The organism is Ensifer sp. CCNWLY38, from assembly GCF_037120565.1.
GTDB classification, from domain to species: domain Bacteria; phylum Pseudomonadota; class Alphaproteobacteria; order Rhizobiales; family Rhizobiaceae; genus Ensifer; species Ensifer adhaerens_H.
The window spans coordinates 99631-120944 of record NZ_JBBBBO010000005.1 but is presented as its reverse complement, the minus strand read 5'-3'; the positions used below and the strand labels follow the sequence as shown (position 1 = coordinate 120944).

The 21314-nt window shown below is 62.6% G+C and carries 13 protein-coding genes; 6 read left to right on the top strand and 7 right to left on the bottom strand.

The genetic code is table 11. The features are described 5' to 3' along the window. The first annotated feature begins 178 nt into the window (after positions 1–178). Both leuB and V7S54_RS12640 read left to right on the top strand, forming a co-directional pair. Positions 179–1291, top strand: a complete 1113-nt coding sequence (gene leuB / locus V7S54_RS12645) for a 3-isopropylmalate dehydrogenase (RefSeq protein WP_336408456.1) — start codon at positions 179–181, stop codon at positions 1289–1291. 195 nt (positions 1292–1486) lie between these two features. Continuing rightward, a complete protein-coding gene (locus V7S54_RS12640) occupies positions 1487–2176 on the top strand; it encodes a phosphatase PAP2 family protein (RefSeq protein ID WP_065376394.1) in 690 nt (229 codons plus the stop codon). A 108-nt stretch (positions 2177–2284) separates the two neighbouring features. On the opposite strand, the gene V7S54_RS12635 is transcribed toward V7S54_RS12640, so the two are convergent. Then, positions 2285–4174, bottom strand: a complete 1890-nt coding sequence (locus V7S54_RS12635; RefSeq protein WP_065376393.1) for an MFS transporter — start codon at positions 4172–4174, stop codon at positions 2285–2287. A gap of 497 nt (positions 4175–4671) precedes the next feature. Between V7S54_RS12635 and V7S54_RS12630 the strand changes: the two genes are divergently transcribed. Beyond that, positions 4672–5706 carry an aspartate-semialdehyde dehydrogenase gene (locus V7S54_RS12630; protein WP_057251996.1) on the top strand — a complete coding sequence of 345 codons (1035 nt, stop codon included), beginning with the start codon at positions 4672–4674 and terminating at the stop codon, positions 5704–5706. A gap of 194 nt (positions 5707–5900) precedes the next feature. Continuing rightward, the gene (locus tag V7S54_RS12625; RefSeq protein ID WP_057252121.1) at positions 5901–6722 is read left to right on the top strand and encodes a lytic murein transglycosylase; all 822 of its coding nucleotides are present in this window, start codon (positions 5901–5903) and stop codon (positions 6720–6722) included. An 88-nt stretch (positions 6723–6810) separates the two neighbouring features. Here V7S54_RS12625 and V7S54_RS12620 read toward each other — a convergent pair whose 3' ends face one another. Both V7S54_RS12620 and pdxY read right to left on the bottom strand, forming a co-directional pair. Further along, complete coding sequence (locus V7S54_RS12620; protein WP_065376392.1) at positions 6811–7464, bottom strand: carbonic anhydrase; 654 nt, start codon at positions 7462–7464, stop codon at positions 6811–6813. A 130-nt stretch (positions 7465–7594) separates the two neighbouring features. Then, the gene (gene pdxY, locus V7S54_RS12615) at positions 7595–8476 is read right to left on the bottom strand and encodes a pyridoxal kinase PdxY (protein WP_065376391.1); all 882 of its coding nucleotides are present in this window, start codon (positions 8474–8476) and stop codon (positions 7595–7597) included. A 285-nt stretch (positions 8477–8761) separates the two neighbouring features. Here pdxY and V7S54_RS12610 point away from each other — a divergent pair, with 285 nt between their 5' ends. Continuing rightward, on the top strand, positions 8762–13555 hold the full coding sequence (locus tag V7S54_RS12610) for an NAD-glutamate dehydrogenase (protein WP_065376390.1): 4794 nt from the start codon (positions 8762–8764) through the stop codon (positions 13553–13555). Positions 13556–13741: 186 nt separating this feature from the next. After that, a complete protein-coding gene (locus V7S54_RS12605; RefSeq protein ID WP_065376389.1) occupies positions 13742–15169 on the top strand; it encodes an MFS transporter in 1428 nt (475 codons plus the stop codon). A gap of 60 nt (positions 15170–15229) precedes the next feature. On the opposite strand, the gene purH is transcribed toward V7S54_RS12605, so the two are convergent. From purH to htpX, 4 genes are all read right to left on the bottom strand, one after another. Further along, a complete protein-coding gene (purH, locus tag V7S54_RS12600) occupies positions 15230–16840 on the bottom strand; it encodes a bifunctional phosphoribosylaminoimidazolecarboxamide formyltransferase/IMP cyclohydrolase (protein WP_065376388.1) in 1611 nt (536 codons plus the stop codon). A 124-nt stretch (positions 16841–16964) separates the two neighbouring features. Next, positions 16965–18650, bottom strand: a complete 1686-nt coding sequence (locus V7S54_RS12595) for a heparinase II/III family protein (RefSeq protein WP_065376387.1) — start codon at positions 18648–18650, stop codon at positions 16965–16967. Between the two features lie 212 nt (positions 18651–18862). Continuing rightward, on the bottom strand, positions 18863–20275 hold the full coding sequence (locus V7S54_RS12590; protein ID WP_065376386.1) for an RsmB/NOP family class I SAM-dependent RNA methyltransferase: 1413 nt from the start codon (positions 20273–20275) through the stop codon (positions 18863–18865). Next, complete coding sequence (gene htpX / locus V7S54_RS12585; protein ID WP_336408457.1) at positions 20275–21234, bottom strand: zinc metalloprotease HtpX; 960 nt, start codon at positions 21232–21234, stop codon at positions 20275–20277. Before htpX ends, V7S54_RS12590 begins: the two co-directional genes overlap by 1 nt. Positions 21235–21314 lie beyond the last annotated feature (80 nt).

The following is a 21314-nucleotide window of genomic DNA, read 5'->3' as shown; positions in this document are numbered from 1 at the left end:
TTCGTTTCGGCGATTTCCCTCGATACGAAGTTGCGCTAGAACGCCGCCTACAGCGCCGTGCGTCTGTTCAGACGCACTAAGGTCGCTGTAGCACTTTTGAAGGCTGCATGTTTTTATCCTTAGATCGGCTACGATTTAAGGAAACATGCAGTCGTTTTCCCCGCGAGAAGGACTATCCATGACTGTGCGCAACCTCTTCCTTCTGCCCGGCGACGGCATCGGCCCGGAAGCCATGGCGGAAGTCCGCAAAATCATCGCCTACATGAATGCCGAGCTTTCAGCCGGCTTCGTGACGGACGAGGGGCTGGTCGGCGGTTCGGCCTATGACGCCCACGGCCAGGCGATTTCGGAAGCGGATATGCAAAAGGCGCTCGCCGCCGATGCGGTGCTGTTCGGCGCCGTCGGCGGTCCGAAGTGGGATGCGGTGCCTTACGAAGTGCGCCCGGAAGCCGGGCTGCTGCGTCTGCGCAAGGATCTCGAACTGTTCGCCAACCTGCGTCCGGCGATCTGCTACCCGGCACTGGCTGCCGCCTCGTCGCTGAAGTCGGAACTCGTCGAAGGCCTCGACATCCTGATCGTGCGCGAACTCACCGGCGGCGTCTATTTCGGTGAGCCGAAGCAGATCATCGATCTCGGCAACGGCCAGAAGCGCGGCATCGACACCCAGGTCTATGACACCTACGAGATCGAGCGCATCGCCGGCGTCGCCTTCGAGCTGGCCCGCACGAGGCAGAACCGCGTCTGCTCGATGGAAAAGCGCAACGTCATGAAGTCGGGCGTGTTGTGGAACCAGGTGGTGACCGAGACGCACAAGGCGAAATACTCCGACGTTCAGCTTGAGCACATGCTGGCCGACGCCGGTGGCATGCAGCTGGTGCGCCAGCCCAAGCAGTTCGACGTCATCGTCACCGACAACCTGTTCGGCGACATGCTGTCGGACGTCGCCGCGATGCTGACCGGTTCGCTCGGCATGCTGCCGTCAGCCTCGCTCGGCGCCCCGGATGCGGTGACCGGCAAGCGCAAGGCGCTCTACGAGCCGGTGCATGGCTCGGCCCCCGATATTGCCGGCAAGGGCATTGCCAACCCGATCGCGATGATCGCGTCCTTTGCCATGTGCCTGCGTTATTCCTTCAACCTCGTGAAGGAAGCCGACAATCTGGAAAAGGCGATCGCCGCCGTGCTCGACCAGGGCATCCGCACCGGCGACATCATGGCCGAGGGTGCCAAGAAGGTCGGCACGACAGAGATGGGCGACGCCATTCTTGCCGAGTTCAAGGCACTGTCCGCCTGAGCCACCAACGATTCCAGTAGGCGTGATCTGACGCCGACCTGCAGACAAGAACAAACACCTCCGGAGCCCGTCCGGAGGTGTTTTGCGTTTCATGGCCTTGAATTTGCCAAAAGAACCGACACATCCGGGGAACTAGACGCCACGAGAAGAACGAATGCCGCGCGGACATGCGACGCGGCGGCAGGACGGAGATTCATGAACGGACCACTTGCGACCACCGGATGGATTGCACTGACTACCTTCGTCCTCGTGCTCGCACTCATTCCATTGGATCCATATCTGTCGCAAAGCGCGCAGGCGCTGCCGGAAAGCATCGTCGATTTCAATCGGATGATCACGGACTTCGGGACGTTCGCCTGGATGATCTACCTTTCAGCTGGGGTCCTGGCAGCGACGTTCATCCTGCGTCGCGCGGCAAACCAGAGGTCGCTTCAGCGCAGGGCAAGTGCGGCCCGAGATCTCGCCGCCTATTTCCTCCTGACAATCGGCAGCGCCAGCGCGCTGGTCCACACACTGAAAATAATCGTCGGCCGGGCCCGGCCGGAACTCTTCACCGAGCTCGGCGCCTACAGCCTGACGCCATTTGCCAACAGCGGTCTGTACGAAAGTTTTCCCTCCGGCCATTCGACCGCGGCCGGCGCCTTCTTCGGTGTCTTCGCAATGCTGCTGCCGAAACTGAGGCCACTCTTTCTGATCCTGGCGCTGACGATCGGCGTTTCCCGCGTCATCGTCGGCGCACACTACCCAAGCGACGTCGCTGCCGGGCTGCTGCTCGGTCTTTGGACGTCGGTGATGGTGGCGTTCCTCTTCGCCAGGCAGAACCGGCTGTTTCATCTGAGCGAGGGTGGATGGCCGCTCGTGGGGCGCAGCGATCCGCGCCCATAAAAAAGCCGGCGCGGAAGACCGCGCCGGAGTCAGGAGAGCCATAGTAGCTCGGGGAAGATTTGGTGCGCTCCCGGGAAATGGTTCTCCCGGGAGCACGTGACTGCAGACTTAGTCCATCGCGTGAATGTCGCGGTCCTTCGTTTCCGGCAGGAACAAGAGACCGATGACCAGCGTGATGCCTGCGAACACGATCGGGTACCACAGGCCGTAGTAGATATCGCCCTGGGCAGCACTCATCGCGAAGGCCGTTGCCGGAAGCAGACCACCGAACCAGCCGTTGCCGATGTGGTAGGGCAGCGACATGCCGGTGTAGCGGATGCGGGTCGGGAAGAGTTCGACCAGCAGCGCGGCGATCGGGCCGTAAACCATCGTCACGTAGATGACGAGCACAGTCAGAACGGCGATGATCGTCGTCCAGTTGACGTTGGCGGGATCCGCCACCATCGCGTAGGTGCCGCCGCCGGCGATCGTGTAGACGGCCATTTCGGTGGCAGTGCCGACTTCATCCTTCGTCAACAGCTTGTCGGCCACGAGCTTGTCGGCCGGAACCATGGTCTTCTCGCCGCCGCGAACGGCAGCCGGATCAAGCGCCAGCTCCGGGTTGGCGGCGACAAAGCCGTCAAGCTTGGATTCCGGAACCTTTGCCGCACCACGAACCAGCGGATAGCCGGAATTGTGGAGAGCCGTGTTGGTCTGCTTTTCGAAGGCGGCATTGGCAGCCTTGGCGCCATCGCCTGCGGCGACCGCGTCGTAGCTGTTGATCGTGGTGTCGCCGACCTTGACCGTTGCGGCCGTACCCGCGGCGGCCGTCGTTACCACGTCATAGGGCACCGAGTTCTTGGTGAGGAATGCGGTTGCGATGTCGCACGAGGTGGTGAACTTCGCCGTGCCCGTCGGGTTGAACTGGAATTTGCAATCGCCGGGAGCTGCAGTCACCGTCGCGCGGACGGTTGCCTGGGCCTGAGCGAGTGCCGGGTTACCCGCCCAGGTCAGCGCCTTGAACAGCGGGAAGTAGGTGAGCATGGCAAGCAGCAGGCCGGCCATGATGATCGGCTTGCGGCCGATCTTGTCGGAGAGCCAGCCGAAGAGCACGAAGAAGCCCGTACCGATCAAGAGCGAAGCGGCGACCATGATATTGGCCGACTGGCCGTCCACCTTGAGCACGCCCGTCAGGAAGAAGAGCGCATAGAACTGACCGGAATACCAGACGACGGCCTGGCCCACGACGGCGCCGAAGAGCGCCAGAAGCGCGATCTTGGCATTCTTCCACTGGCCGAAAGCTTCCGACAGCGGTGCCTTGGAGCCCTTGCCCTCTTCCTTCATCTTCTTGAAGGCCGGCGATTCGTTCATCTTCAGGCGGATCCAGACGGAAACGCCGAGAAGCACGACCGAGACCAGGAACGGAATGCGCCAGCCCCAGGCAGCAAAGGCTTCCTTGCCGACCAGGAACTGCACGAGCAGGATCACCACCAGCGACAGGAACAGGCCGAGCGTCGCCGTCGTCTGGATCCAGGAGGTGAAGTAACCGCGGCGTCCGTGCGGCGCATGCTCGGCCACGTAGGTGGCGGCACCGCCATATTCACCGCCGAGCGCCAGGCCCTGCAGCATGCGCAGTGCGATGAGCAGGATTGGTGCGGCAATGCCGATCGAGGCAGCGCCGGGCAGGATGCCGACCAGGAAGGTCGACAGACCCATGATCAGGATCGTCACGAGGAAGGTGTACTTGCGGCCGACGAGGTCACCGAGGCGGCCGAAGACCAGGGCGCCGAACGGGCGAACAAGGAAGCCCGCGGCAAAGGCCAGAAGCGCGAAGATGTTACGCGTCGTTTCCGGATAGGAACTGAAGAAGGTCGCGCCGATATAGACGGCAAGCGAGCCGTAAAGATAGAAATCGTACCATTCGAACACGGTACCAAGCGACGAGGCGAAGATGACCTTCTTCTCCTCGCCGGTCATTGGACGCGTTTTTGCGTCGTCCACTGTCGCGACATTTGCCATTTCGTTTATCCTCCACTCCAAAACAGCTTGTTGGAGCGCCCATTGGCTGGTCCGGCATTCCTCCCTAGAACCGCCGGACGTGGTGCGCCTGTTGAAGAGGATGTCAGAAAACCAGCGGCGCAGGCAGAGATGCTTTCGGCTTATGACTTTCGTCTAATGCGGCGATCAACCGCGGAAGCCCGTCGCAGGGCCACGGCGATACCGCCATATCTTGACTCTTCTCCAAAACCGCGTAAGAGCAGCGACGAACGAGGAAATCACCACCATGCGACCAATCGGTCCAGCCATCGCTGCTTTGATCCTGCCGGCTCTTGCCGCGGGGCAGGATGTCGATTTTTCGTTCGCTTGCAAAACAACGGCCAAAACGACGACGAAAACCGTCTGACGTCTCTGGCCCTCCGCTCTCTCCCCGGTAAGGCCGGGGACCGGAACCTTCGTGGCAACACGCGCGGTTCCCCCTCCACCCGAAGAGGAGAGACAGAAAGAGAGCTTAGATCATGGGTTTCAAGATTGCAGTCGCAGGCGCCACCGGCAATGTCGGCCGGGAGATGCTGAACATCCTTTCCGAACGCGGCTTTCCCGCGGATGAAGTGGTCGCGCTTGCTTCCGCCCGCTCCCAGGGCACGGAAGTTTCCTTTGGCGACAAGACCCTCAAGGTCAGAAACCTCGAAAACTACGATTTTTCCGATACCGATATCTGCCTGATGTCGGCCGGCGGCGCTGTTTCTCTCAAGTATTCGCCGAAGATCGGCCAGCAGGGCTGCGTCGTTATCGACAACTCCTCGGCCTGGCGCTACGACGCCGAAGTGCCGCTGATCGTGCCGGAAGTGAACCCGGACGCGATCTCGCTCTTCACCAAGAAGAACATCATCGCCAACCCGAATTGCTCGACGGCCCAGCTCGTCGTGGCGCTGAAGCCGCTGCACGACCATGCCAAGATCAAGCGCGTCGTCGTCTCGACCTACCAGTCGGTTTCCGGCGCCGGCAAGGACGGCATGGACGAACTCTTCAACCAGACCCGCGCCGTCTTCGTCGCTGATCCGATCGAATCGAAGAAGTTCACCAAGCGCATCGCCTTCAACGTCATTCCGCACATCGACGTGTTCATGGAAGACGGCTACACGAAGGAAGAGTGGAAGGTCCTGGCCGAAACCAAGAAGATGCTCGATCCGAAGATCAAGGTGACCTGCACGGCCGTGCGTGTTCCCGTCTTCATCGGCCATTCGGAATCGGTCAACATCGAGTTCGAGAACGAGATCACCGCCGATGAAGCGCGCGACATCCTGCGCGAGGCTCCGGGTTGCCTGGTCGTCGACAAGCACGAAAACGGTGGCTACGTCACGCCTTACGAATGCGCCGGCGAAGATGCGACCTACATCTCGCGCATCCGCGAGGACGCAACCGTCGAAAACGGTCTCAACATCTGGGTCGTTTCCGACAACCTGCGCAAGGGTGCGGCACTCAACGCGATCCAGATTGCCGAGCTCCTGGTCAACCGCGGCCTCATCAAGCCGCGCAAGCAGGCCGCCTGAAAACGGCAATTGAGCAATTCGTTCCCGCCGAGCCCATCCGGGCTTGGCGGGTTTCCTGTTTCACAAGTGCGGGTCGTTTCGCCCGGCTTCACGTGAAACCACGAAAAAGTTACCGCCGCTTCCGGCGGGTGACATGGCCGGCGAAGGCTGGCATTTTTGAAAGCAATGAGATTCGGGCTATGACGGGGTATTTCATGCACAGGGCAAAGTGCGTAGCGGTGGGGCTTGCTGCCCTGGTTTCGACTGTGGTTTTTCCGGCGGTGGCCTCCGCCGCCCAATGCGGCAACGACGGAAGCGGATTTGCTGCCTGGGTGCAGAACTTCAAGCAGGAAGCTTCCGGCAGCGGCATCAGCCCGGCAGTGCTCGACCGCGCCCTTTCCAGCGTCTCCTACAACAAGGCGACGATCCGCGCCGACCGCGGCCAGAAGAGCTTCAAGCTGTCGCTCGACCAGTTCATGCAGAAGCGCGGCGGTCAGACGATCATTTCCCGCGGCAAGAAGATGAAGCAGCAGAATGCGGCGCTCTTCACCAGCATTGAACGCCGCTTCGGCGTGCCCGCCGGCCCGCTGATCGCTATCTGGGGCATGGAAACAGGCTTTGGCGGCTTCATGGGCAAGGAGCATACCCTCTCGGCCGTTTCGACGCTCGCCTATGACTGCCGTCGCTCGGACTATTTCACCGACCAGCTCTATGCCGCCCTGCAGCTCGTACAGCGCGGTGACCTGAGCCCCGATGCACGCGGTGCTGCCCACGGCGAAATCGGGCAGACCCAGTTCCTGCCGGCCAACGTCCTGAAATACGGCGTCGATGGCGACGGCAACGGCCACATCGACATGGTTCGCTCCAAGGCCGACGCGCTGGCCTCAACCGCCAACTTCTTGCGCGGCCATGGCTGGCAGCCCGGCGCCGGCTATCAGCCCGGCCAGGCGAATTTCGGCGCGATCCAGGGCTGGAACGCGGCAACCGTCTACCAGCAGGCAATCGCCATCATCGGCGCCGAGATCGACGGCCTCTGATTAAACCCAATTCGCGCATCTCTCCGGATGCACGATGCCTTTCGGAAGATTGCAAAGCCCGGATCGTCGATCCGGGCTTTTTTGCTGGTTACATGCCCGGGCGCGAGAAGTCGCCGGTCGTGGGATCCATGACCCAAAGCTCGCCGGTCGAGATGTCGAACCACGCGCCGTGCAGATGCAGCTTGCCCTTGGCTTCGAGGATCTGAACGCAAGGGAAGGTGCGCAGGTTGGCAAGCGAGTTGCGGATCGAGACCCGCTCGAGCGCACGCTGCCGCTCCGCCTGGGTCATGACGTCGTTGCTTTGGATCTGCTCGGCGGCCGGCTTCAGGAGGTTCATCCAGCGACCGATGAAATCGCCCGACGACAAGGGCTCGGCATCCGGATCGAGCGCCGCCTTGATACCGCCGCAGCGGCCATGCCCCATCACGACGATGTCGCTGACGCGGAGCGACTGCACGGCGAACTCAAGCGCGGCCGACGTCGAATGGTAATGGCCGTCCGGCTCATAGGGCGGCATGAGATTGGCGACGTTGCGCACGACGAAGAGTTCACCCGGCCCGCTGTCGAAGATCGTTTCCGGCGCCGCCCGCGAATCGCAACAGGCAACAACCATCGTCCTCGGCTTCTGGCCGGTTTCCGCCAGCACCTTGTAGCGCTTCTGCTGTTCGCTGAAGCGGCCATTCATGAAGTTGTGGTAGCCGTTCAGAAGGTGGTCCGGAAAACGCTGCTGCTGCTTGTCCATCGATTACTCCGCTGCTGCTTCGAGCGGGATGAGCGGAATTCCGCCCGCATCACGCCCCGCCATGAATATCATCATGACCTAAAGTTCAATCCACGATGCCACAAGGGCTGCTGCCCATGAACAGTTTCTTCTATTTGCGCCGCATCTGATTCGGATGCACCAGGCGGCGCATCTGCACCATCGCCATCGGCGTCGAAAGGCTCGAAGCGTCCTGCTCGATCGTCAACTCATCAGCACCGCGCTTGACGCTCCGCGCGATGATTTCGAACACGCTTGCAGTCGCCATCTGCAATGCGCGCTCTTCCGATTGTCCTTCGAGAAGCCGCGCCAGAAACAGGGCAGTCAGCAAGTCGCCGGTGCCATTCGGCGGGTTTTCGACGAGCCGATGTTCGGCGAGCAGCGCGTGATTGCCCGAAAGGAAGAGATTGCCGGTACCGCCGCTCATCATCGGCACCGCCGAGGTCACCAGCACGCGGGCCGGACCGAGGCCGAGAGCGGCATCGAGGATCGCCGTATTGGTTTCCAGCGTCGCGCCGGCGAGCCAGGCGAGCTCGAAGCGGTTCGGCGTCGCCAGGTTGGCAAGCGGCAACAGTTGGTCGCGAATGGCCGTCGCGGTCGCTTCCGGAACATAGAGCCCGCCGGCATCGCCAATGACGGGATCGCAGGCGTAGATCAGCTTGGGATTACGTTCCCTGAGAGCCGTCACCAGCCGCACAACGCCTTCGGCCTGGCCCGGCGATCCGAGATAGCCCGAAAGCACGGCGCGCACCTCGCCGACCCAAGGCGCGGCAATGAGGTCGTCGATCATCGACTGGAAATCCGCGTCTGAAATGGTGACGCGGGTCGAGCGCCCGTGTCCGGGATGCCAGGGAAGAATGACCGTCGGCAGTGCCCAGACCGGATGCCCCAGCGTCTCCAACGCGAACACCGCGGCCCGGTTGCCAACCTTGCCACGCACGACATGGCTCGAGATGACGATGACGGCGCCGGGCAGGGAGGGCATTTCGGGCATCGACGAGTCCAATCCTTCGGTCTAGAAACTCTGATCACCCGACTGTCACCGCCCTGTCAACAGGCGATGGCAGATAGGTCCGGTGGAAGCCGCTGGCGTTTTCGTGCTTTTTCATCGAATTTCGAGCAATTTTCGCGAAATCGCCTTCGATTTAAATGGATTTAAGCTGTTTTCACGTGAAATTCTCCAATTTTCGGCTCGATTTTGCCGAAATCGGCGTAAAAAGCGGTCGCCATTAGCCATGGTTCTGATAGGGTTTGGCCTATCATGAGTGGGAGAGACTTCATGGGCGTGAAATACAATCCGAAGCGGGACAGACACATCGACGCAGCAAAGGCGGCCGCCATCAAACTGGGCGTCGACGCGCTGGCGCCGGAGAGCCTCTTCGGTGGGGCCAGCAACGATGACCTCGATCTTTATTCGGCGGACATGCTGGCGCTGACCGCAGCCCATGCGCATCGTGAACTCGCCCGCTGGGATGGCGGCAAGCCGCAGGTTTCGGTCGAAACCGTCGCCGGCGTCGCGCCGGGTGGCACCGAGGTTTCGATCATCGCGATCACCGAACACAACATGCCGTTCCTCTATGATTCGGTCATGGGGGAAATCACCAGCACGCACCGCGATATCCACCTCGCGATCCATCCCATCCTGGTCAAGGAACCGGGCAAGCCGGTAAAACTCTTCGATCCGGAAGAGGCAAGCGATCCGGCGCACCGCGTCAGCCACATCCAGATCCACTTGACCAAGCTGGCGCCCGTCGAAGCCGAGCAGCTCAGCAACCGCATGCGCGACGTGCTGGAGCAGGTACACCAGACGGTACACGACTGGCCGGCGATGACGGCGCTGCTCGACCAGGCCATGCAGGAACTCGAGGCCTACAACGCCTCGCGCAAGAAGAGCGACCGTGATGAGGCGCTCGCCTTCCTTCGCTGGCTGCGCGACAACAACTTCACCTTTATCGGCATGCGCGAGTATACCTACTCGGGCAAGGGCGGAAAGGCGACGGTCGAGCGCGGCAAGGGCAGGGGCCTCGGCATCCTCTCCAACCCCGACGTGCGCGTTCTGCGCCAGGGCAAGGACGCGGTACTGACTACGCCGGAAATCCTCGCCTTCCTCGACGGCCCCGATTTCCTGATCGTCACCAAGGCCAACGTGAAATCGGTCGTCCATCGCCGCGCCTATATGGACTATATCGGCATCAAGCGCTTCGATGCCGACGGCAATGTCGCCGGCGAGTTGCGCATCGTCGGCCTGTTCACTTCCTCGGCCTATACCCGCCAGGCGGCTGAAATCCCGTTGCTGCGCCACAAGATCGAGAAGATCGTCGACCATTTCGGCTACGACCCGCAGAGCCACTCCGGCAAGATGCTGGACAACACGCTCGAATCCTATCCGCGCGACGACCTCTTCCAGATCGATGTCGGTCTGCTCGCCGCCTTCTGCGAACAGATCAACGAACTCGGCGACCGGCCGCGCATCCGCGTCCTGCCGCGCATCGACCATTTCGACCGCTTTGTCTCGGTCATCGTCTTCGTGCCGCGCGAACAATATGATTCCGACGTACGCGAAAAGATCGGCGACTACCTGAAGACCGCCTATGACGGCCGCGTTTCGGCCTATTACCCGGCCTTCCCCGAAGGCGGTCTGGCGCGCGTGCACTTCATCATAGGCCGCACCAGCGGCAAGACCCCGCGCATTCCGCAGGCCAAGCTTGAAGAGGCCGTTCGCGGCATCGTCACGCGCTGGATCGATCGGTTCGACCTTCTCGCCCGTAAGGACGGCATCGAGCTTGATGTCGACGGCGCCTACCAGTCGTTCTTCACGCCGGCGGAAGCCTATGCCGACCTTGCAGACATTGCCGCCTGCAAGGCGGAAGATCCGATCCGGATCTCGTTCTACAACTATAACCGCCCGGTCAACCGTCCTGACACGGCCGAGCTGAAGATCTTCCATGCCGGCGAGCCCGTGTCGCTGTCGCGCCGCGTGCCGCTGCTGGAAAACCTCGGCTTCCGGGTCATCAGCGAACAGACCTACGACCTCAATGTCGGCAGGCACGGCGAGGACAAGCACCGCGTCGTGCTGCACGACATGGAGCTGATCCATCGCGACGGCCTTGCGCTCAATCTCGAAAAGTCGGGTGCGGCGCTGGAGGAAGCCTTCCTCGCCGCCTGGAACGGCACGATCGAGGACGACAACTTCAACCGGCTGATCCTGCTTGCGGGCCTCAATGCCCGCGAAGTCACGGTGCTGCGCGCCTATTCCCGCTACCTGCGCCAGGCCGGCATCACCTATTCGCAGGGCTATATCGCCGACACGCTGAACAAGTATCCGGCGATCGCCGCCGATATCTTCAAGCTGTTCGTGACCCGGATGGATCCGAAGCTCGATGAAAAGCCGCGTGCCAAGAAGTGCAGCGCCCTGCTTTCCGCGATCGAGGACGCGCTGTCTGCCGTTCCGAGCCTCGACGAGGACCGCATCCTGCGCCGCTACGTCAACGCGATCGAAGCGACGCTGCGGACCAACTACTTCCAGCATGGCGCCGACGGCAAGCCGCGCGCGGTTCTCGCCTTCAAGCTTGACCCGAAGCAGCTCGACGGCCTGCCGGAACCGCGTCCGTTCCGCGAAATCTTCGTCTACGGCACCGAGGTCGAGGGCGTGCACCTGCGCTTCGGCAAGGTCGCCCGTGGCGGCCTGCGCTGGTCGGACCGCGCCCAGGACTACCGCACGGAAGTGCTTGGCCTCGTCAAGGCGCAGCAGGTCAAGAACGCCGTCATCGTGCCGGTTGGCGCCAAGGGCGGCTTCTATCCGAAGCAACTCCCGGTCGGCGGCACCCGTGACGAGGTCTTCAAGGCCGGTACGGAAGCCTACAAGACCTACATTCGCACCCTGCTTTCGGTGACCGACAACATCGTCGGCCAGGATATCGTGCCGCCGGCCGATACGCTGCGCCGCGATGGCGATGACCCCTACTTCGTCGTTGCCGCCGACAAGGGCACCGCGACCTTCTCCGACACGGCCAACGGCCTGGCGCAGGAAGCGGGCTTCTGGCTCGACGACGCGTTCGCTTCGGGCGGGTCGGCCGGTTACGACCACAAGAAGATGGGCATCACCGCCCGCGGCGCCTGGGAAACCGTCAAGCGGCACTTCCGCGAGATGGACATCGACATCCAGACGACGCCGTTCACCGTTGCCGGCGTCGGCGACATGTCCGGTGACGTCTTCGGCAACGGCATGCTGCTCTCGGAGAAGATCCGCCTGATCGCGGCCTTCGACCACCGCGACATCTTCATCGATCCGTCGCCGGATATCGATGCCTCGTTCGCCGAGCGCACGCGCATGTTCGCTCTGCCGCGTTCGAGCTGGCAGGACTATGACCGCAAGACGCTCTCCGAGGGCGCGATGATCATCTCGCGTGCCGAAAAGTCGGTGACGCTCACGCCTCAGGCGATGGCCGCCATCGGCCTCGACAAGCAGAAGGCAACGCCCTTCGAGATCATGAATGCGATCCTGAAGAACCAGGTCGACCTGCTGTGGTTCGGCGGCATCGGCACCTACATCCGCGGCAGCAACGAAACGGATGCGGAAGTCGGCGACCGCGCCAACGATGCCATCCGTGTGACGGCAGAAGAGGTCCGCGCCCGCGTCATCGGCGAGGGCGCAAACCTCGGCGTTACCCAGAAGGGCCGCATCGGCTTCGGCCTCAATGGCGGCCGCTGCAACTCGGACGCCATCGACAACTCGGCCGGCGTCAACTCCTCCGACGTCGAGGTCAACATCAAGATCGCTCTTGCTTCGGCCATGCGCGATGGTCGCCTGACCCGTCCGAAGCGCAATACGCTGCTCGCCTCGATGACCGAGGAAGTGGGCCATCTGGTGCTGCGCAACAACTACGAGCAATCGCTGGCGATCTCGCTGACTGCGATGCAAGGGCTCGGCAACCGCACGACGCTTGGCCGGCTCATGACGCGCCTCGAGGCCGACGGCCATCTCAACCGCAAGGTCGAGACGCTGCCGACCGACCAGGCGATGACCGAGCGCTACCAGGCAGGCAAGCCGTTGACCCGCGCGGAAATCGGCGTGTTGCTTTCCTACTCCAAGCTCGTTCTCTTCGATGAACTGATTGCGAGCGAACTGCCCGACGATCCGTACTTCACGGCAACGCTGGAGGGCTATTTCCCGGCGAAGATGCGCAAGACCTATGCCGGCGACATCCGCGGCCATCGCCTGCGCCGCGAAATCATCGCGACGATCCTCGCCAACGAGGTCATCAACCGCGGTGGTCCAGCCTTTGTCTCGACCCTGACGGATGCGACGGGCTTCCTGTCGGCCGACGTCGTCAAGGCCGCTGTGCTGGCGCTCGACGGCTTCGACCTGCCGCGCATCTATGACGAGATCGACGCACTCGACAACAAGATCGGCGGCGGCCTGCAGAACATCCTCTACCAGGAAGTCGGCCGCATCTTCACGCTCGTTACCGAGCGGGCGCTGCGGACCCATGCAGCGACCGGCTCGGTCTCCGAAGCCGTATCGCGCCTCGGCGACGGCCTGCAGAAGCTGCGCGCTACCATGCGGACCGCCGTCTCCGGCGAGAGTGCTGAAGAGGCCCGGTTGAAGACGGCTGCCTTCGTCGAGGGCGGGGTACCCGTCAAGCTCGCCGAGGAGATTTCGGAACTGGCGTTGATGACGCTCGTGCCCGAGATCATGCAGATTGCCGCTGAAACCGGTGAAACGCTGAGCCGCACGGCCCAGGGCTACTTCGCCGTCACCGATACGCTTCGGATCAACCGCCTGCTTGCGGCGTCCGATCGTGTTCCGGCAACGGAGCAGTTCGAGGCAATGGCTCTGTCGCGAGCCGTATCGGATATCGCCGCCGCGCGGCGGGATATCACCGCGGCAGCGCTGCGCGAGCAGAAGAAGGACCGCAATCCGGTAGCCGCCTGGGAAGAGAGCGAACGCGTGCGTGTCGCCCAGGCGACCGGCCAGCTGCGGCTCCTGACCGAGAAGGGCGAAACGACGCTCGCCAAGATCACCGTTGCTGCAGGTCTGCTCAATGACCTCGCACGCGGTAGGGCGAAGTAAGGCATTTTATCCCGTACCGATCGGCGCGGGTTGGATGGAACCGGCCCGCCTGAACGGGACAAACGCAGATGCGGGCAGTTTTTTCGTCCGCATCCCGCTCTGGACCTTTTGGAATCGGTGGGATTGAAGATAGGCTGCGCCGCGCGTTCGAGAGGACGCGCGGCGCAGTCGTTTCGGGAGGGGACCTTGCAGATTTCGGCCGAGAGGACTGAGGAACAACCGCGGGCGTCGCGCGCGGGCATCGCTGGCTGGATGCTGTTCGACTGGGCGGCGCAACCCTTCTTCACGGTCATCACCACCTTCATCTTCGGCCCCTATTTCGTCTCGCGACTGACGGAGGATCACGCCGTCGGCCAGGCGATGTGGGGCTACACACTCACCGTTTCCGGCATCATCATCGCGGTACTTTCGCCGGTGCTCGGCGCCATCGCCGACGCCACCGGCCCGCGCAAACCCTGGATCGCCTTCTTCGCGGTCATCAAGATCGCATCACTCTCCATGCTCTGGTTCGCGGCACCCGGCTCGCCCATCCTCTACCCGGCGATCTTGATGATCCTCGCAAGCATCGCGGCCGAGTTCTCGATCGTCTTCAACGATTCGATGATGCCCCGCCTCGTCCCGGAGAAGGACGTCGGCCGTATCTCCAACATCGCCTGGGGGCTCGGCTACCTCGGCGGCATGATCGTGCTGATCGCCGTCGTGGCACTGCTTGCCGGCAGCCCTGAAGACGGCAAGACGGCAGCCGGCATCGATCCGTTGTTTGGTCTCGATCCTGCCAAGGGAGAGGATGCACGCATCACCGGACCGATCTCGGCGCTTTGGTACCTCGTTTTCATCCTGCCGATGTTCCTGTTCACGCCCGACGCAACCAAGGCGACCATGTTTCTTGGCAAGGCGACCGTCACTGGCCTCAGGGAATTGAAAGGCACACTCGGCGAACTCAAGGAAAGAACGGGGATTCTCCGCTTCCTCATCGCACGCATGATCTTCCAGGATGGTGTCAACGGCCTTCTGGCGCTTGGCGGCACCTTCGCCGCCGCAATGTTTGGCTGGCGGACGCTGGAACTCGGCATCTACGGCATCATATTGAACATCGTCGCCATCGGCGGCTGCCTCTATGCCAGCAGGCTCGATACACGCCTCGGCTCCAAGGTGATCGTCACCGCCAGCCTGATCTGCCTGACATTTGCAACGATCGGCATCGTCTCGACAGGCCCAGGCTTCACTCTGTTCGGCCTCGTACCGTTGCCGACGGAGGATTCCGGCAGCCTTTTCGGCACAGCGGCGGAAAAGACCTACATTCTCTACGGCCTGCTGGTCGGCATCGCCTTCGGCCCGGTGCAGGCCTCATCGCGTTCCTACCTCGCCCGCAGCGTCAGCCTGGACGAGGCCGGGCGCTACTTCGGGCTCTATGCGCTTTCCGGCCGTGCCACGTCGTTCCTCGCCCCCGCATCTGTCGCCACGATCACGCTTGCCACCGACTCGGCGCGCATCGGCATGATGGCGCTCATTGCCTTCCTGGTGGTCGGCTTGCTGGTTCTCCTGCGCACGCCCTATCCGGCCGACGACGGACGCAAGAAAGCCGCCGCATCCTGGGGACGCGACGGCTTCTGATTGTCTCTCGCTAGCAGAGAAGTTCCGGGCGAAGCGTGAAGTGCTGGCCCCGGGTTCTGCCTAGTGGCGGAAGTGGCGCATGCCGGTGAAGACCATGGCAACGCCATGCTCGTTCGCAGCGGCAATCACCTCTTCGTCACGCATCGAGCCACCCGGCTGGATGACGGCCGTGGCACCGGCTGCGATCGCCGAAAGCAGACCATCCGCAAACGGCAGGAAGGCTTCGGACGCGACGGCGGAGCCCTTGGTGAGCGGCGTTGCCAGGCCCAGTGCCTTGGCCGCTTCCTCGGCCTTGATCGCGGCGATACGGGCGGAATCGACGCGGCTCATCTGGCCGGCGCCGATGCCGGCGGTCTGGCCATCCTTGGCATAGACGATCGCGTTCGACTTCACGTGCTTGGCCACCTTGAAGGCGAACTTCATGTCCTCGAGTTCCTGGGCCGTCGGCGCGCGCTTGGTCACGACCTTGAGCTCGAGGTCTTCGACCATGCCGTTATCGCGCGTCTGGACCAGCAGGCCGCCGGAAACGGTTTTGGCGGCAAGGCCCGGGATGCGCGGGTCCGGCAGGCCGCCGGTCGCAAGCAGCCGCAGGTTTGGCTTGCGGGCAATGACAGCCTTGGCCGCGTCGCTGACCGAAGGCGCAATGATCACCTCGGTGAAGAGCTTGACAATTTCTTCGGCCGTTTCCGCATCGAGTTCCTGGTTGAGCGCGATGATGCCGCCGAAAGCCGAAGTGGAATCGCAGGCGAGCGCCCGGCGATAGGCCTCGACAAGCGTCGGCGCGGTCGCGGCGCCACAGGGGTTTGCGTGCTTGATGATGGCGCAGGCCGGCGCCTTTTCGGGCAGGAACTCGGCAACGAGCTCGAAAGCGGCATCCGTGTCGTTGATATTGTTATAGGAGAGCTGCTTGCCCTGCAGCAGGGCAGCGGTCGCAACACCCGGGCGGTTCTCGCCAGTCAGGTAGAAGCCCGCCTTTTGGTGCGGGTTTTCGCCGTAGCGCATCTCTTCCTTGAGCACGCCGCCAATCACCCGGTGGCGCGGCATCGGCGTATCGAGCGCCTCAGCGAACCAGTTGGAGATGGCTGCATCGTAAGCCGCGGTTCGGGCATAGGCCTTGGCCGCCATCTTCTGTCGGAAGGCATAGGTCGTCTTGCCGGCAGCAAGCTCTTCCAAAAGAACCGGATAGTCGGCCGGATCGGTGACGATCGTCACGTAGGCATGGTTCTTGGCCGAGGCGCGGATCATTGCCGGGCCGCCGATGTCGATGTTTTCGACCGTCGTCGGGTAGTCGCCGCCCTTGGCCCGGACTTCTTCGAAGGGATAGAGGTTGATGATCGCAAGGTCGATCGCGGTGATGCCGTGCGTCGACATGGCGGCAACATGATCGGCATCGTCACGGATCGCGAGCAAGCCACCATGCACGCCCGGATGCAGCGTCTTCACGCGGCCATCCATGACTTCAGGGAAGCCGGTCAGTTCGGAAACGTCGCTCACCGGCAAGCCGGCCTCCGAGAGCGCCTTGTGCGTGCCGCCGGTCGATACGAGCCGGATGCCCTTTTCGTGCAGAGCGCGCGCGAGATCGACGACGCCCGCTTTGTCGGACACGGAGAGGAGGGCGGTGCGGACCGTAACCTCGTTCGGGGCGGGGATTTTCTTGGAGGCGACAGCCATCACCATGCTCCTTTGGCGGCGCCGGACGCCCGGGAGGAAGCTCCGGCGGTTGGGATGGCTGCCCGTTAGCATAGCTTGTCTGCCGAAGGAACCTCCACAAGACGGCAGCGCTAAAATAAGCACCTCAGTTCGCGCGCGAGAAGGTCCACTGGATCTCCGGCTGGCGAGCGACGGCGAAGGTTACGGTCAATTGCGACGACGCGCGGATGCCCGAGGGATCGGCAAAGAAGATATCCTCTTCCACCGCAAGCTCCCCGTCTTGGCAGGCAAAGAGCCAGATCTCGCCGTCCGGCGCGGTCAGAAAGATCTCGCGCGCATTATTCTGGCGGATGCCCACGGCCGGATGAATGTGGAAGCGCGCCACCGCCGTCGCCGTATTGGCCTCGTCCGGATCACTGCCATCGGCACGTGACAGCCGGTCGCGACCGCGGATCATGCGGCCGCCGTTCAGAACGCCGATATCACGTTCGTGGACCAGGTCGAAGGCGGCAAGATAACCATCATGACTTGCCGTCACCGACTCCAGCCCGCCAGGCTCGTCCTTGCGTTCCACCGTTACCTTGGAAACACCCGTCGTCATGATCGGCCCCAGGAAACGGGACTGCGAGAAACGCGACGAGGACGTGTCGTTGACGGTGACCGTTGAATGCGCTGCTGTCGTGCGCGACATCTGCCGGAAACGGTCGCCGGCAAACTTCGGGGCACCGGAATTGACGACGAAGCGCGTCTTGCCCGAGGACATTTCGAAGGACAGGCAGCCGGCGTGGGCGCTGCGCGAAAGATCGACGGAAAGCGGCCGGCCGGTATCCATGATGACGACCGTGTTCTCGATCGCCAGACGCTCGTAATGCGCATGGGGCAGCGAACGGAACGGTTCGCCCGCCGTCTCGTCATAACGCAGCACCGAGGCCAGTTCATGGGCCAGAACCGAAGTCGCACCATTGAACAGCGCCAGTTCGCCGCCCTGATGGCGGAAAAAGCGCAGAGCCGGATACATGCGGTCGATGCAGGGGATCAGCCGCGACGGCACGTCATGGCCGAGATTGACGTAGGTCTGCCGGAGCGGCAGCAGATCGAGCAGCAATTCGAGCCCTGCGCGGGGGCTACGCGAGCAATGGCTGCCATCCGGCAGGATCTGGCGATCGAGTTCGAGGTCGAGATGGCGCGAGGCTTTGCGAATGGCGCTCGGCGACGCCGGCATGGCGACCGACGCCATGGCAAGCGCGAGCCTCACGCGAAGCCTGGCCTCGCCGTCACGCACCGTCTCGGCGATATGGCGCAAGTAGCGCACCTGCAGCGCCAGGCTCTTCAGGAAACGGCGATAGAAACCATGCTCGGCATTGCGCAAAACAACGGGCGAGTGGGAAAGCCAGGCAATGATGCGCTGGGCGATGATATCCGGATCCCAGGCAATGCCGCCGAGATCGCGGCCGTGCGTGGCGATCCAGTCGTCGACGATCTGGCGCAATCGAACGTAACCAGCGTCCTCGCGGATCGCACGCAGGTGCCTCAGCCAGCCGAAGGAGTGCAGACGCGCCGCGAACTCGCGCGACGGAAGATCGATCTCGAACGGCGACTCGCCTTCCGTATCGACAACGCGGCCGGCAAGCGGGAAACGGCCGGCAAGAATTTCTTCGGCAACAAAGGGATCGACGGCTCTAAGATCGGTCGGCGCGACAATCAGGCGGTTGGGCGTCGACCCGGTAAAACGCAAAGTGGAGACGCGGCCAATCGATAGCCGACGCGACACGCGGCGCCAGCCTTCACGCATATACAGGTAAGAAAGCCTCCGCCTGCCGGAAAACAACATCAAGGCCGCCGGTTTCCTCATTTCTGGCATCACCGCTCAAGACATCTGAACGGGCGATGGTCTCGCGCCAGCCGCCGCATGGTGTCAGAGAGACCGTTAAACTTTTATCAATATTGTCGTCTTTGATAGGCCTCTGGCGCGATAGCGTCAAATGACGCGGCAAAACAGGGCCTTGAGCCCCATTTTGATGGGCCCAACTTCGGTTGGCGGTGCTATTTGCGGCGAATCACCGCCGCGTAGAAGCCGTCGAGCCCACTGGCAAAGGGCGCGTCGAGCGGGAACATCGCCGGCGTGGTGCGCATTTCGCCGAGCGGCGTGATTGCGTCCTCCAGTCCCGGCCAATTCTCAGCAGAAATCGGAATCCGCTCATATTGAGCGCCGGAACCGACCACTCGATCGACGACCTCTTCGCCTTCGAGCGGATCGAGAGAGCAATTGGAAAAGACGACAATACCACCGGGCTTGACGACTGTGAGCGCATGGCGGAGCAGCCGCTCCTGCAAGGCGGCGAGCTTTGCGATATCCTCCGGCCCCTTGGTCCACAGCACGTCGGGGTGACGACGCGTCGTGCCGGTGGAAGAGCAGGGTGCATCGAGCAGGGCCGCATCGAACAGCGTTTCCGGCTGGAAGTCGGCCATGTTGACTTCCTTCGTCTCCGCCTCCAGGCCAAGCCGCTTCAGATTGCCCTTCAGCCGACGCAGACGGCTGCCGGACTGATCGAGCGCCGTCACTTCGGCGCCGGCAAGGATGAGCTGCGCGGTCTTGCCGCCCGGTGCGGCACAGAGATCGACGACCCGCTTGCCGCTGATGTCACCGAACAGCCGCGCCGGTATCGACGCTGCAGCATCCTGAACCCACCAGGCGCCATCATCGAATCCGGCTAAGGAAGGGATGGAGCCGGAGAATGCGCCGAGACGGACCGAACCTGTCGGCAAGACGATGCCACCAAGACGCTCGGCCCAAGCTGCGGGTTCAGACTTGACCGACAAATCGATGGCCGCCGGCGTCAGCTGCGCTTCGGCGATCTGTTGGGCTGGTCCAGCGCCATAGCGGGCGACCAGGCGCTCGAAGAACCAATCGGGCATCGCCGGGACATCACGCATACCTTCGAGAATGGCATCCTTTTCACGTGACAGGCGCCGAAGAACCGCATTCACGAGATTGGCAAAACGACGATTGCGCGGATCCGCCTGCGCCTGCTCGACGGCGAGGTCGACGGCGGAATGATCAGGCACATCGAGATAAAGGATCTGCGCCGCCGCCACGGCAAGCACATGATCAAGCGCGCGCGCGCCCTCCGGTAAAGGCGTCTGCAGCAGCGAATTGATGGCGGCCTGGATGCGCGGGAGATGGCGAAGCCCTGAGTTCAGGATCGCCCGAACCAGAGCGCGGTCGGCCTCATTGAGTTCGCGATAGGCCGGATTACCGTGCTCGCTGTCGAGCATGCCGTCGAGCGACGTCTTGCGGTCGATCACCGCGCCGAGAATTTTTGCGGCGGCCTGCCGTGCTCTTAGCCCCGGTTTTTCCGGGCCGCGAGGAGCGTCCGCGGTTTTTTTCGATTTCGCTGCGGCGCCGTTTCGGTGCGATCGTTTCGGGGGTGAATCGTTCTTGTTATCTGCGGACATCAGGACCAGGGACCTTTGGGTGGTTCGGAACCACCGCGACCCCAACCGGTAGAGGGTACAGAGCGCGATTTGCGCACCGGATTATCAGCCCGAACCGGCGGCGTCGAGACCGAAGACATTTCCTGGGCCATCTGCTGAAGGGCCGCAATCCGGTTTTCGGTGTTCGGGTGGGTCGAGAACAGATTGTCCATACGCTCGCCGGAGAGCGGATTGATGATGAACATATGCGCCGTCGCCGGATTGCGCTCGGCGTCGTCATTGTGAATCTGATGGGCAGCGCCGGCGATTTTCTGCAGGGCGGAGGCCAGTGCCATGGGCTTGCCACAGATTTCGGCACCGCGCCGATCAGCCGAATATTCACGGGTGCGGCTGATCGCCATCTGCACCAGCATCGCCGCCAGCGGCGCCACAATCATGGCGACCAGCGTGCCGATGAAACCGAGCGGGTTGTTGTTTTCACGGTTGCCGCCGAAGAAGAAGGCGAAGTTGCCGAGCATCGAGATCGCACCGGCAAGCGTCGCCGTTAGCGTCATCGTGAGGGTGTCACGGTTCTGTACGTGCGCCAGTTCGTGCGCCATGACGCCCGCCACTTCATCATAGTTGAGCGCATGCAGCAGGCCGGTGGAGGCGGCAACCGCGGCATTTTCCGGGTTGCGACCGGTGGCAAAAGCATTCGGCTGCGGGCTATCGATCACATAGACGCGCGGCATCGGCAGACCAGCATTCCGGGCAAGGTCACGCACGATGCCGTAATATTCCGGCGCACTGCGCTCATCGACTTCCTGGGCGCGATACATACGCAGCACCATCTTGTCGGAGTTCCAGTAGGAGAAGAAGTTCATGCCCGCGGCCATGACGAAGGCGATCATCATGCCGCTGCGTCCGCCGATGACGAAGCCCACCGCCATGAACAGGGCGGTCATGACTGCAAGCAGCATGGCGGTGCGGACAAGGTTCATCTAAGTCTCCGGATCGTCGATGTTTCACGTGAATCAGGGTTCCCGTTGTGGGAACGGCATCCTATATGATGGGTGCAAAT